This is a genomic window from Xenorhabdus sp. KK7.4, assembly GCF_963876465.1.
Lineage (GTDB): Bacteria > Pseudomonadota > Gammaproteobacteria > Enterobacterales > Enterobacteriaceae > Xenorhabdus > Xenorhabdus stockiae.
In genome coordinates this window covers 42033-56265 of the sequence record NZ_CAWNQF010000076.1, presented here as the reverse complement: position 1 = coordinate 56265, position 14233 = coordinate 42033, and the positions used below count along the sequence as shown (strand labels likewise).

General features: G+C 42.2%; 11 protein-coding genes. 2 read left to right on the top strand and 9 right to left on the bottom strand.

All coding sequences use genetic code 11. The features are described from left to right. Nucleotides 1-253: 253 nt before the first annotated feature. Nucleotides 254-880: an NAD(P)-binding oxidoreductase gene (locus AACS90_RS12570; RefSeq protein WP_099122986.1), complete on the top strand. Its 627-nt coding sequence runs from the start codon at nucleotides 254-256 to the stop codon at nucleotides 878-880. Between the two features lie 39 nt (nucleotides 881-919). Here the strand turns inward: AACS90_RS12570 and tmaR are convergent, their stop codons facing one another. Then, complete coding sequence (gene tmaR / locus AACS90_RS12565; protein ID WP_099122984.1) at nucleotides 920-1240, bottom strand: PTS system regulator TmaR; 321 nt, start codon at nucleotides 1238-1240, stop codon at nucleotides 920-922. A gap of 112 nt (nucleotides 1241-1352) precedes the next feature. Then, nucleotides 1353-1760, bottom strand: coding sequence for a GNAT family N-acetyltransferase (locus AACS90_RS12560; RefSeq protein ID WP_206601854.1), 408 nt, complete (start codon nucleotides 1758-1760; stop codon nucleotides 1353-1355). A 93-nt stretch (nucleotides 1761-1853) separates the two neighbouring features. Here AACS90_RS12560 and sbcB point away from each other — a divergent pair, with 93 nt between their 5' ends. Then, nucleotides 1854-3281: an exodeoxyribonuclease I gene (sbcB, locus tag AACS90_RS12555; RefSeq protein ID WP_241538292.1), complete on the top strand. Its 1428-nt coding sequence runs from the start codon at nucleotides 1854-1856 to the stop codon at nucleotides 3279-3281. 57 nt (nucleotides 3282-3338) lie between these two features. Here sbcB and dld read toward each other — a convergent pair whose 3' ends face one another. From dld to AACS90_RS12515, 7 genes are all read right to left on the bottom strand, one after another. After that, the gene (gene dld / locus AACS90_RS12550; RefSeq protein ID WP_099122981.1) at nucleotides 3339-5108 is read right to left on the bottom strand and encodes a D-lactate dehydrogenase; all 1770 of its coding nucleotides are present in this window, start codon (nucleotides 5106-5108) and stop codon (nucleotides 3339-3341) included. A 158-nt stretch (nucleotides 5109-5266) separates the two neighbouring features. Next, the gene (locus tag AACS90_RS12545) at nucleotides 5267-6649 is read right to left on the bottom strand and encodes an APC family permease (RefSeq protein WP_099122980.1); all 1383 of its coding nucleotides are present in this window, start codon (nucleotides 6647-6649) and stop codon (nucleotides 5267-5269) included. 659 nt (nucleotides 6650-7308) lie between these two features. Further along, nucleotides 7309-9288 (bottom strand): ligand-gated channel protein, encoded by a 1980-nt coding sequence (locus tag AACS90_RS12535; protein WP_099122978.1) that lies wholly within the window; start codon nucleotides 9286-9288, stop codon nucleotides 7309-7311. Nucleotides 9289-9439: 151 nt separating this feature from the next. Next, entirely contained in the window at nucleotides 9440-10228 is a 789-nt protein-coding gene (locus AACS90_RS12530; RefSeq protein ID WP_099122977.1) for an ABC transporter ATP-binding protein, read from the bottom strand. After that, nucleotides 10225-11307, bottom strand: coding sequence for a FecCD family ABC transporter permease (locus AACS90_RS12525; RefSeq protein ID WP_099122976.1), 1083 nt, complete (start codon nucleotides 11305-11307; stop codon nucleotides 10225-10227). Before AACS90_RS12525 ends, AACS90_RS12530 begins: the two co-directional genes overlap by 4 nt. Nucleotides 11308-11326: 19 nt before the next feature. Continuing rightward, nucleotides 11327-12457 carry an ABC transporter substrate-binding protein gene (locus AACS90_RS12520; RefSeq protein WP_099122975.1) on the bottom strand — a complete coding sequence of 377 codons (1131 nt, stop codon included), beginning with the start codon at nucleotides 12455-12457 and terminating at the stop codon, nucleotides 11327-11329. A gap of 229 nt (nucleotides 12458-12686) precedes the next feature. Then, nucleotides 12687-14174 carry an amino acid permease gene (locus tag AACS90_RS12515; protein WP_099122974.1) on the bottom strand — a complete coding sequence of 496 codons (1488 nt, stop codon included), beginning with the start codon at nucleotides 14172-14174 and terminating at the stop codon, nucleotides 12687-12689. Between the last annotated feature and the right edge of the window lie 59 nt (nucleotides 14175-14233).

The window sequence follows — 14233 nt, the reverse complement described above, 5'->3', positions numbered from 1 at the left end:
CGCAAGGTGTTTTAACAAATCAAAAGGGGTTTTTATAGCTGCCTCATCGCTGAAAGCTCTACGGAACCCCCTGCCTAGCAGGGGGTTTTCTATATACAATCAAATGGCTCCTACTCTCAGGAGCCATTTTTCTCTCTCACTCCACAAACATTTCACAAAAGCCAGTCTGTTTCATTTCCTTTGTTCCTTGATTCCAATAAACTCAGATAATTATCATTTAAAGCGGTGAATTATTATGAGTGAAAACACGTCTATGAGGCCCTGGTTAATTTTTGGTGCCGGTAAAGGTATCGGACGCCATCTGGTTAATATCGCACTAGAACAAAATCGTCCTGTTACTGCATTGATCCGTAATGAAGAGCAGGCAGCAATACTGAGCTCAATAGGCGTAAACGTAATACAGGGTGATGCTTGTGACAGCAGAAGCATAGAAAAAGTGATTGAGTATGCCGGAAAAAACCCGATTGTTTTTTCAACTATTGGGGGCGGTAATTCAGACCACCTTGGTAATATGGCCATTATAGATGCACTGGAAAAGGCTCAGATCTCACGAATGCTTTTGGTTACATCCATCGGATGTGGAGATAGCTGGCATACTTTATCACCACGAGCCAAATCATTATTCGGCCAGTCTGCCCGGCTTAAATCGCTGGCAGAAAGCTATCTGCAAACCAGTAGATTAGATTTCACTATTATTCGTCCGGGAGGGTTGACTGATCAGGCTGGCACAGGTCATTGTCAGCGTTATCAGGGAGAAGTTCACGGTATGGTAAGCCGCAAAGATGTCGCTCAGCAATTAAATCAAATGTCTGAGGATAAAGGGACTTACTCTCAGATTTATGCTCTGGTTGACCCAGAATTAAAGCCTAACTGGAACTGATAAAGTAACCACGCCTGATGGCGTGGTTAACATAATACCTTATTTTACTCCGCCATCCATTGCTTTGAGCTTTTTAGATAATTCACGGCGTTCCTTAGATAGTTCAGCATTTTTGATGATATATTCATCAACCCGCTCTTCATAGTCACTACGCATATGGGTAATTATTCCCTGAATATCTTCAACTGACATTCCCGGTTTAATGTAATCACTGAGATTATCCAGCAACAATACACGTTTTTGGTTGTCACGGACCTTTTTCTCGTTGTCTACAATCTCACGCTGTAATTTATTTTTTCTACGGAAGATACGTACAAACTCTAAGACATTATGGAATGTTGGTTTATTCGCGTTGTCCATTTTTCACACCTTTACTTAATCAGAATGATAATTTTTTATGCTGATTACACAATACAATTTCAGGCAATATATAAACAAGCTAGTTTCGATGATATTTAAATATTTTTTTAATTTATTTCACTAGCTTTAACCAACGATACATTCCTTGTGCTTGCGGTGATGTCAGCTTATACCCCATTTTTTCATAAAATTCTGGTTTATCAGCAATCAAGGAAACATAAGAGCCCGGCAAAGCCTGAGTTTCCAGCCAGACATCAATCCGATTCATTACTGTCTTCCCTAACCCTTTGCTCTGATAGTCAGGGTCAATCATGATATCTACTATTTCAAAGAAGCAGGCTCCATCACCAATAACTCTTCCCATACCGATCAATTTCCCTTCATCACGTAAACAAATAGAAAACAATGAATTGGGTAATCCTTTTTCGGCTGCTTTAATGGATTTAGCCGATAACCCAGCCCGTTCACGTAGTATGATATATTCCTGCGCCGTTGGAAGTACTTCGGTAACTTCTATCATTACTTTCATTCTCCATATTATTCGAGTATTCAGATTGTTTCAGATATGGTTTACCATATCGTCCAACCAATAGACAACAGATGCAGAATTGCCTTGAGTAACGATAAAAACCCCACTTTCTACGTTCATGATTATGAAACCTTTGGCATACATCCTGCCTTAGATCGTCCTGCACAGTTTGCAGGCGTTCGGACTGATAGTGATTTTAATATTATTGAAGAACCTCTAGTGGTGTACTGCTCTCCGGCTGATGATTATCTGCCTGAGCCTGAAGCTGTCATGATCACAGGAATTACTCCCCAGCTGGCTCTGAAAAAAGGTGTGAATGAGGCAGAGTTTACACGCCTGATCCATACTGAATTCAGCAAACCCAATACCTGTATCCTCGGATATAACAATATCCGTTTTGATGATGAAGTCAGCCGCAATATTTTTTATCGCAATTTTTATGATCCCTATGCCTACAGCTGGCAAAAAGGTAATTCTCGCTGGGATCTGCTCGATGTATTGCGTGCCTGCTATGCCCTGCGTCCGGAAGGCATTATCTGGCCGGAAAATGATGACGGATTACCCAGTTTTAAGCTGGAACAACTGACAAAAGCAAATGGAATCGAGCATACTCATGCGCACGATGCCATGTCAGACGTTTACGCGACTATTGCTATGGCAAAACTGGTTAAAACGGCCCAGCCTAAATTATTTGATTATTTTTTCCAGTTAAGAAATAAGCAGAAAGTCAGCAATCAGATTGATATTCCACAAATGAAGCCTCTGGTGCATGTATCAGGCATGTTCGGATCTTTACGCAGTAATATTAGCCTGATAGCACCTTTAGCATGGCACCCAACAAACCGAAATGCCATTATCATGTGCGATTTAGCTGGGGACATTACGCCTTTGCTGGAACTGGATGCTAATGAATTGCGTGAGCGTTTGTATACCCGCCGGGATAAATTGCAGCCAGATCAGTCTCCTGTTCCCATCAAACTAGTGCACATCAATAAATGTCCGATCATTGCACCTGAAAATACTCTGCGGCCACAGGATGCAGAGCGAGTTGGTCTGGATCGTAATCAATGCGCACAAAACCTGACTATCTTACGTAACAACCCACAAATCCGTGAAAAAATAGTCGAATTGTTTTCCCAACCAGAAGAATTTCCTGAATCCGATAATGTTGATGCCAAACTATATAGTGGCTTCTTCAGCGATGCCGATAAAACCGCGATGGAAATTATTCGTGAAACTACACCTCAAAATCTGCCTGCGCTGGATTTAACATTTCAGGACTCTCGTATTAAAGATCTCCTGTTCCGTTATCGTGCCAGAAATTATCCGGCAACATTGGATTATGGTGAACAGCAGCGTTGGTTACAGCATCGCCGGGAAATATTCACTCAGGAAAATATCACTCAATATTTTGCAACTATTGAGCGACTCTTTATTGAACATCAATCTGATGAAGAAAAGTGCCGTCAGTTAAAAGCATTAATAGACTATGCAGTTCAACTGGCTGAGTAAATTTAAATCAGTACAGAAAAAGACAAGATTTTGTCTTTTTCTGTCTTTATCCGCCCATTATCCATTATTCTGACCATGTTGGTGAGCAGAACATTTATCAGGGCATTGCACTCCCTGCTCTTCCCCCCAATTTTTTAATTTAGATGTTTTACCAATACCTGGGTTCAAACTGTTAGTAGGATCATTCATTTGATAAAACTGTTTAAGCTGAGGTTTAGCCTTATACAGATGACCAACATTATGCTCAGCAGGGTACTCTGCCCCTCTCTGATTTAATATTTCCAGCATTTTCTCTTTCAGCGCCTTAATATCCCTACCTTTTTTAACAATATAATCCTGATGAAATACATGGCACATAAAGTGCCCATAATATAAACGATGAACCAGTGCTTCATTAATTTCTGGCGGCAGATGCTCAAACCACTCCTGATCGTTACGCCGTAGAGCAATATCTAACGCCAGAATATCCTCCACTTCGTCACTGTGGACTGCCTGATATCGGATTGCTGCTCCTGCTGCCGCAAAGCGATGTAAAAACGCTTTAGCTCCTTCTTCCGGCGTACAAGAAAAATAATCTCCGTCAGCCTGTTTGAAATAATTTTCCAGCCATTCACTGGCTTCTTTTATTCCATCCCCAGACATTTTAAGCATCAAGTGATGTTCAAAACGGTCACGATAAGTTTTAAGTCGCGTTGGTAAATGTGAAGGAAGTAAACCACTTAACCATTGCATTACGCGATCTATTAAATTGGGAGGCAGAAAAGGAATTTTTCCGAATATGGCATCCAGTCGTCCCTTTATACTGAAAAACATCGGCATTTTATCTGTACCAAGTTTATCAATCATAACAAAAGTATCTTTGCCATAAATTTCAGCAATATCAAAAACATCCCGATGTATGTACTCACCAGCAACCGGCAATTGTTTAAAATTCGATAAAATATGTCTACGTAATTCAGTCAAAACTTCTGGCTGATTAGTGCCGATATAGAATACCTGATTAAGAGTCTCTGCCGGAAAGGTATCTAGTCGTACGGCAAAAACAACGAGTTTCCCGGCACACCCGGAAGTCTCAAATAATCTGCGTTCATCAGCATTAAAACGTGATGGGGTATCCGCCTCAATATCACGAACACGATGAGCATATTCATGATCAGAAGCTGCTCTGCCATTTTGTTGAATATCTTCCGCACGGTAGCGTCGCTCTTCCAGACAGGTCAGAATATCTTCTGGTGAGTCACCCAGAGCTATGCCTAAGTGATTAACAAGTTCAGCTTCGCCTTTCTCATTCACTCGCCCATATAAAGCCATTTCTGTATAAGCAGGGCCACGCTGCACCAGAGAGCCGCCAGAATTATTACAAATTCCTCCTATAACCGATGCGCCAATGCAGGAGGAGCCAATGACTGAATGCGGTTCACGTGCCAGAGGTTTTAGCACTTTTTCTAAATGCCATAATGTACTGCCCGGAAAAGCAACGACCTGATTAACAGATTCAAGAAACTGTATCTTATCCATTCTCAGTGTGCTGATAATCATAATATCGCGATCATAATCATCACCATTGGGGGTAGAACCTTCGGTTAACCCTGTATTTGCCGCCTGCATTAAAATAATTTTATCTGCATCTACACATGCCTTGAAAACTTTCCATTGCTCCAGTAATGAGCCGGGTGAGACAACAGCAAGAGCACTTCCCTGCCCAGTGCGGAAGCCTGTGCGATAACGCTCTGTTTTCTGTGGTTCGGTGAGAATATGAGCACTACCCACAATGTGGGTGAGAGTTGCTATTAGTTGCTGATTTTGTGGGGTATTAGCATCATTCATAATGGTTTTCTTACCTTATACAGAGCCAGATGGATATATTGGTGACGAAATTAGCAAAGGATGAAGCTCAATCTATTATTGTGACTTTTTAATTTATTATCCATAAAAAAACAGCACCCATCAGGTGCTGTTTCGGAAGAGTTATATAGCAGTATCTCTTATGCAGATTCACTGAATTGTGGCATAGGTTGACGGAAACTGCGGGTCAGGAAGAACATATAAAGCAGACCGACCCCACCCCAAATCAAACCCAACTCCATAGAGCTGGCTTCCAGATTCGTCCACAGTACACCCACGGTTCCTGCGCCAAACAAAGGCAGTAACAGGAAATTGATAGTATCTTTCAACGTCGTGTTACGGCGTTCACGAACATAGAATTGAGCAATTACCGACAAATTCACGAAAGTAAATGCAACCAATGCCCCGAAATTGATCAGCGCTGTTGCCGTGACTAAGTCTAAAAATCCGCTTGATAGTGCAACAATTCCGACCAGAATAACGTTGATTGATGGTGTGCGCCATTTTGGATGGACATAAGCAAAAACTTTCTCTGGCAGTACGCCATCACGTCCCATCACATAGAGCAATCGAGCCACACCTGCATGCGCAGCCATACCAGAAGCCATTACCGTGACGCAGGAGAAGACCAGAATAATAGCCTGGAAGAACGCTCCAGCGACAAACAGCATAATTTCTGGCTGAGATTCATCCGGGTTTTGAAACCGGGATACATCAGGGAAATAGAGCTGTAGGAAATAAGATACCGCAATAAAGATAACACCACCGATTAATGCAGTAAGGAAAATCGCTTTGGGGATCACCTTGCCCGCATTAGGCGTTTCTTCAGACAAAGACGTAATGCCATCAAAACCAAGAAATGAGAAGCAGAGTATCGTTGCCCCTGTAATCATTGGAATTAATTGTGCTTCTTCTGATGTAAATGGTCGGGCACTCCATAATGTGCCAGCACCTTCACCGTTATGTATGCCGTGCATTAATAAACCGACGAACACCACCATAACAGCAATCTGTACCACAACAATAAGACCGTTAAGATTGGCAACAACATTAATGCCACTCAGATTGAAAACGGTCATTAACACCGCCAGACCCACTACGAAGACCCACGGATCAATACCGGGGAAAATAGCCTGAAGGTAAATTTTTGCCAACAGGATGTTGATCATCGGCATAAGCAGATAATCCAACAAAGATGACCAACCTACCATAAACCCAAGATGGGGATTCATTGATTTTTGTACGTAAGTGTAGGCAGAACCTGCTGACGGGAATCTTTTTACCAGTTTCCCATAGCTCAAAGCTGTAAATAAAATAGCAATCAACGCAATGGCATAAGATGTTGCAACATGCCCATCCGTCAATTTGGAAACAATACCGAAGGTGTCAAAAATAGTCATCGGCTGCATATAAGCAAGGCCCATCATGACTACCTGAAATAAGGTCAGTGTTCTTCTCAGCTGAACACGATTGCTGGCACTTGCCTGAACAGTACCGAGAGTAGCAGTAGGATTATGCGACATGAGCGAAACCTCCCATAACTTCGATCTGGGCATTACTACAACTACTTAATCGATAGTTACTGGGTAGACTTCGCATCTGTCTATAAACAGAAAAGAAAGAAAAGGTGGGAGATAACGAATTAACTGAGGACCATGCCCCATAGTCATCGTTGCAGCAGCTAGCGCCGATTGGCACAAGTGCAAAAGGGAATAATTGCTCCATAATTGCGTTCCTCAGTACAGCAGCCTTTTTAATAGTCGCTGCTTATGGTCAGTATCGATCCGGAAAATATCCGGCCTCTCGGTGTTGTAAAAAATAACTCAATGCAAAAAAAATAACTGATGCATAATTACACATCAGTTATTTTTAGTGGGCGGCATTTTGCACTTCAAGTCCAGAAATAGCAAGACCCATCACACTAAAAATTCATTATTTTTTACAATACTAAAGAGCCTACATAAACTGCTTCTTACCGAAAGAATTCATGAAGGCAATGCTAGCCTATCCACTGATAGAGATTTGATAAACTTGTAGCATAAAAGTAAATTATTGGCTATTTAATTATGAATGGTATGAAATGAAAAATCTGCTCTTAATCATAATTCTGATAAAGAGCAGATTTAATATTGCTTTAAGCGTTAATTATAATGACTTTAATTAATAACAAATTAAATGTTAATTAGAAGTCATAATTAATGCCGACTTGGTAACGGCGGCCATCGAGGGTTGCGCCATGCACTTCATTAGTCACTTGTTTATCAAATACGTTGTAAACGCCACCTAATACACGTAAGTTATTCATTATGCTATAAGTCACACCCATATCAACAAAGGCATAAGAAGGTGTACCGCTACTCATTGACGAGCGAGATAGATAATTCTTCGTTTTTCCACGGAAATTAAGGCGCGCCCATGTCTCCATTTCTGGTAAGGTCTGCCAGTTTAAGGTTGTGTTAGCCATGTGTGTTGGCATTTTATTCAACGGTTGGCCCTTAAACTTACCTGTTTTCTGCTTCGAATAGGAATACGTATAGTTAGCCGTCAGTGATATATTTTCTGCCATATTCCAATTAAAGGTAGCCTCAATACCACGCAAGTTAGCCTTACCAACATTCATTCTTTCACTAATAAAAATGTAATCTTTCCCAGCAAGTGGTTCACATTTTTTAGGTTTTCCAGTTTTTCTATTACATGTTTGGAATTCAGTGATCTTATCCTTAAAGTCTGTGTTAAAAAATGTCAGTCCAACATTAACGTTTTCTTGATTATTCCAGATGACACTGATTTCTTCACTGGTGCTCTTTTCTGGTTTTAAATCTGGATTACTTAATATAACGGCAGAACCATCTCCACCAGTTCCTTGCCACCAATTAGGAGCAACCTGCCGTAAATTAGGCGATCTATACCCTGTAGAAACACCACCTTTAATTGTCCACTGCTCATCAGCATGCCAAATCCCGTACAAACGAGGGGTCACATGTGCACCAAAAAGTTGATCTTTGTCTAAACGCATACCAGCAGTCAAAGCAAAATCATTAGTGATTTGCCATTCATCTTCAGCAAACAGAGCCCAACTCCAACGAGTAAGCTTATTTGTACCTTTTTCAGACACTGATTTATTTTCATTATCTTGTAGGTCTTCATATCTATATTGTCCACCTACACTTAATGTGTGTTCCTCGAAAGCAAACGTCGTCTGATTATTAAAAAGCGTATCTGCAAACTTCATTGTACGCCCAGGGTTATTCGACTCATCACGCTGAATATAAGAAGTCATCGAACCAAAATCATAAATACCATTATGAGTCAATGAGTAGTTATTGCGTGTATAACGATTTATATCATCGTCACTAGCGCTAGTCCGACGACTTTTTCCGAGATGTGAATAACGATCTTGCTCATAACGACCAGCCTCAATTTCAAAGCTATTTTTTTCATCAGGTGTTAAAGAAATTGTTGCAGCGCCATTTCGCATTTCCTGTTCACCAAAACCATAAACAAACTTATCTTCATTACGATGAGAAAACAGTCCATTAATTTTTAATCCCAGCAGACCATCAATCAACGGCCCTGCTACATACGCGCTGGTTTGGTAGCTATTACCTGATTTTTTACGTTCAGTCAGAGTGGTATCTGCACGTAAGCTACCGTTCCATTCTTTATGCACTTTACGGGTAATGATATTGATAACACCACCCATGGCATCAGAACCATAAAGGGAAGACATTGGCCCACGGACAACTTCAACGCGCTCAATGGATGCTAATGGCGGCAGCCAACCCTGCTCAATGCCTGAGCCATCACTATTTGGTCGGGTGCTACGAGTATCAACTCGCTTACCATCAACTAGTATCATGGTGTATTGTGATGACATACCACGAATGCTGATATCACTGCCACTTCCACCACCAGTAACCATAACTCCCGGCACATCTTTCAGTGCATCCGTTACATCGCGGTAAGCTTTGGTTTCCAATTGTTCACGGCTGACCACTGAAATAGAGGCTGGCGCATCTTCAATTTTTTGTTGGAAGCCTGAAGCAGTAGTAACAATAATTTTATCTTCGCCATTATTCGCTGCATTAGCAGCTAAAACAGCACTAGATGAAATCGCAGCAATAATACCTAAGACGACTTTTTTCTTTGCAAAAACGACCATTCCCGATTCTCCAAAAGGTAGAATAGAACAATTTAATTAATCTGGATAATCGACATAAACTCAAAGTGCAGGGATAAGCACTCTTATCCCCACCAGTGTTATTTTTATTTACTCTACAGTTTTAATAAAACAGTTTATGCTTTTTATTATTTTAGCTGGCCAAATCCGTTACAAGACCATCAATTAATACTTGAGGCACTCCCTGAGAACAACGCTCTATCCGCCCCTTGACACCATATACCTGAGCCAGACTATCAGGTGTAATGACCTGTTCTGGTAAACCCTCAGAAATTAATTCACCCTTTTTTAACATTAATATATGATCACCATGACGCAGCGCAATATTAATATCGTGTACAACAACCACGGTAATAATATTCCGGCGACGTGTTTCACGTGCGACCAAATCCATAACGTGATACTGGTAATTTAAATCCAGCGCACTTAATGGTTCATCTAATAATAATAATGTCGGCTTTCTGATTAATGATTGTGCCAAACCGACCAATTGTTTTTGTCCGCCTGATAATTGATCTAAATAGCTTAAAGCTAAATGTTCAATACCAAGCTGACGTAACAGCGCCATAACTTCCTGTTCGCATTGGTCACCACTTGTCCCGCCTGATGCGCGCTGGGCAACAATAACAGATTCCAGTACATGTAGATGGACACCCGCAGGCAACGACTGAGGCAAATAAACGACATTCTGCGCACGTTGGGCAAAATTCATCTGCATTAAATCCTGCCCGTCCAGCAACAAAGCACCATTAGCCTTATTTAAACCAGCCAGTGAACGCAGTAATGTTGACTTTCCGCTACCATTCGGCCCGAGTAATACGGTGATTTTACCCCGAGGCAATGGGTTAGCATCCAGATTTTCAATAACTGGATGTTTTGGATAACCAGCCGTAAACCGGCTTATTTTTAACCCTTGGCTCATACACTTCCCCTATGGCGTAAAACGATGCTCAGGAAGAAAGGCACACCCACCAAAGATGTCACAATGCCCACAGGTATGATGACCCCGGGGATTAAATTCTTGGATGCAATCGATGCCATCGATAATACCAGTGCACCAATTAATGCACTTGCAGGTAAATAAAAACGGTGATCTTCACCAAACATCAATCTGGCAATATGAGGAGCAATCAGACCAATAAAGGCAATCGGCCCGACAAATGCCACCGCTAGCGCAGTCAATATACTGATACGTAACAGCGTTCCCAGACGAAGACGACGGATATTGATACCAAAGCTGGTCGCCCTATCTTCACCTAAACGTAATGCAGTCAGTTTCCAGGAGTTCATCATAGAAACAGGCATAAGGGTCAAGAGCACCAGCAACATAACACCCAGTTTTAACCACGTTGCTTTTGAAAGGCTGCCCATCGTCCAGAAAACCAGCCCCTGCAACGTATCTTCCGTTGCAATAAACTGCATCATGGAAACCAGCGCATTGAAGGTAAAGACCATAGCAATACCAAAGAGCACCACGCCAGATGTTGCAACTTTTGTCCAGCGCGTAATGCCATCAAGCATCAAAGCAGCTAACAAGGCAAAAATAAAAGCATTTGCAGAAATAAGCCACTGATCAGGTATACCCGGAATACCAATACCCAGTACGATTGCCAGTGCCGCACCAAAAGAGGCGGCATTGGAAACACCCAGAGTAAACGGGCTGGCCAGCGGGTTATTCAAAATAGTTTGCATTTCTGCACCCGCCAGGCCCAATGATAAACCAACCACTACCGCCATCAAGGCATAAGGTAATCGGATATCCCAGACAATTACCCGGGTTCCTGCATCCACACTCTCCGGTGAAACCAGAGTCTGCCAGAGAGCCGATAAAGATAACCCTGATGGCCCCATTGTAAAATCTAATACTAAAGAGACGCCGATAACCAAAATTAGCAACAACATCCATGCAATACGTCGATGCAGGATATGACGATAGTGTGCTTTGATATCACACTCGTTCTGTTGTTTCATCATTGGCATAGGCTCGGTAGTGACACTCATTTCTATTACCTGTTACTGCTTATTTTTCACTGACCCAATATGTACCTGCTGGTTCTACTGCCAGGAACTTAGTGTGAAGGTCTTTTAATGTCTGCTGTGGGTCTAAATCTGCAAATTGTTCAGGATAAAACCACTTAGCAAAAACTTGTGTCACTACAACGTTATAAGGTGAATTGTAGTAATGGTGCCAGATAGCATGAGTACGGCCTTCTTTCACCGCGGTCAGAGTATTGATACCTCTGCGCTCTGTCATCGCTTTCAAACCAGCGAGGGCAGTTTCTGGGGAAGTTTGAGCACCCATCTGGATACCTTCACCTTTCTCACCGGGATCCTGAGCACCGCTGGCAATATAGATATAAGGATCAGCCGTAATCACTTTTTCCAGATTCATAGTACCCAATGGTACTGGCAGAACCTCTTTAGCAATGTTTTTACCGCCTGCAAGGTCAATGAAATTGCCCATGTTGCCATTGCCTGCAGTACCACAACAGTCTTCGATAGAACCTGCTCTCAGCTCAATAAAGACTGACGGTTTCTGCTCTGCCGGAATACGGCTGGTAATATCAGTGACCAGTTTCTGATTCTTTTCATAAAAATCAGCATAAGCGTTTGCCTGCTCCTCACGGTGCAGTACTTTACCCAGCATGCGAATGCTCGGCAGAGTGTTTTTCAGTGGGTCATTACGGAAATCGACAAAAACAACAGGAACGCCTGCTTTTTCTAATTGTTTAACCAGTTCGCTGTGTTTGCCCGGGCCATGACCGGATAAACCAAAAATAGCCACATCGGGATTAAGAGTCAGTACTTTTTCAGAACTGACAGTATCAGCAGTGGTATTGCCTATCAGGGGAATGTTGTCAATTTCAGGGAATTTTGCTTTATAGATAGAGTAGGTTTGTGGATCAAGCTTGCGGAAATCACCCTGCCAGCCAACAATACGCGCCAGAGGTTTATCTCCTTCTAACACTGCGACTGAATGGAATAAACGGCCTTCACCCAATAGGATACGGTTCACCTTTGCAGGCACTTCTACAGTACGCCCAGCAACATCAGTGACTGTTTCGGCCCATGCAAAACTGGCCATCATCGCAGAGCTTGCCAATAGGCTGATACTCGCGCCTTTCACGACTGTCTGAAATCCAAACTTCACTTTAGTTAGCCTCTTCAAGCAATAATTTTGCCGTTAACAATAAAGCAAATAAGAATACTTATCAATGCGATTGATTCGGTATATCCGAAATTTAATGACGATAATTTTGCTTTAAATCCATGAAAAATAAAAACTGCCGATTCCATCACAGAACAGGCAGTTGTTTGCAAAATAAAAATAATAATGTCTTAATTAATAAGTATCATTTTATCAAATTATTATTAACATTTTATTCATGGTATGTATGCTTTATCGCCGGAAAGTCCATCTCATTGTATTTGACGAAACGTGTTTTATTTTTCAGTTTATAGCCAAACCAAATGAGCAAAAATAACGGAATACCAATATAAGTCGCCGTAACACCGTACCAGTCTATCGTATCCTGCAAAAATGCCTGATAGTTCTGGCCTAAGGTGATCAACAGACACAAAGCAAAGGCAAAAATCGGCCCGACAGGGAAAAAGCCGGAGACATAGGGCAGTTCGTTGATATTACGCCCCTGAGCGACATACCCTTTACGGAAACGATAATGGCTTATTGCAATACCAAGCCATGCAATAAATCCGGTCATACCCGAGGTATTCAACAGCCACAGATACACTGTCTGGTTACCGAACATGGAGCTTAGAAAGCATAATCCTGCAACTACAGTTGTGGCATAAAGTGCATTACGAGGAACACCGCCTTTTGACAAATGCCCAAAAATCTTAGGTGCTTTACCTTCCCTTGCCAATGTAAATAACATGCGGGTAGAAGCATACATTCCTGAGTTTCCGGCAGAAAGCACTGCGGTTAAGATCACGGCGTTCATTACCGCTGCGGCTGACAACAGACCTGCGTTTTCAAAAACCAGCGTGAAAGGGCTGACACTGATGTCTTTGACGCCATTTCTTAACAAACTTGGGTCAGTATAAGGAATAATCAGGCTAATGATTAAAATGGCGAATACATAGAATAATAAGATACGCCAGAATACTTTACGCACAGCACGGGGAATGTTTTTGGCAGGATCTTTTGATTCTCCGGCGGTAATCCCAATCAGTTCAGTCCCCTGAAATGAGAAACCGACAATCATGGCAACCCCAATCATGGCCGCAAATCCACCAGCAAATGGTGCCTCACCTATAGTCCAGTTATGCCACCCTGCCCCTTCTGCACCTTTCATAATACCGACGATCATTAAAATACCGACGATAATGAAAACAATCACCGTAGAAACTTTAATCAAAGAGAACCAATATTCTGCCTCACCGAAGCTTTTTACTGAAATGAAATTCAGCAGAAAAATCAGGCTGAGGAACAAGGCACTCCATATCCACCCCGGCGCATCCGGAAACCAGTACCCCATTACCAACTGGGCAGCGACAAGGTCAACCGCGATCGTAACAGCCCAGTTATACCAGTAGTTCCAGCCCAATGCGAAACCGAAGCCTTCATCAACATACTTTGAGCCATAAGTGGAAAATGACCCTGAAACCGGCATGTAAGCAGCCAATTCACCCAGACTGGTCATCAGGAAATAGACCATCAGGCCGATCAGAGCATATGAAAGCAGCGCTCCACCGGGGCCAGCCTGTGAAATTGTTGCTCCGGAAGCAACAAATAACCCCGTACCAATTGAACCGCCAATGGCTATCATCGCCATATGTCGTGCTTTTAGCTCACGACGCAGATTTTTGGGCGCCTGCTCCTGTGGCACGCTTTGTTCTTGAGACATTATATTCCTATATCATCGAGAATAATTTCTAATGCGGAATTGTAACAAATCCTCGTCCT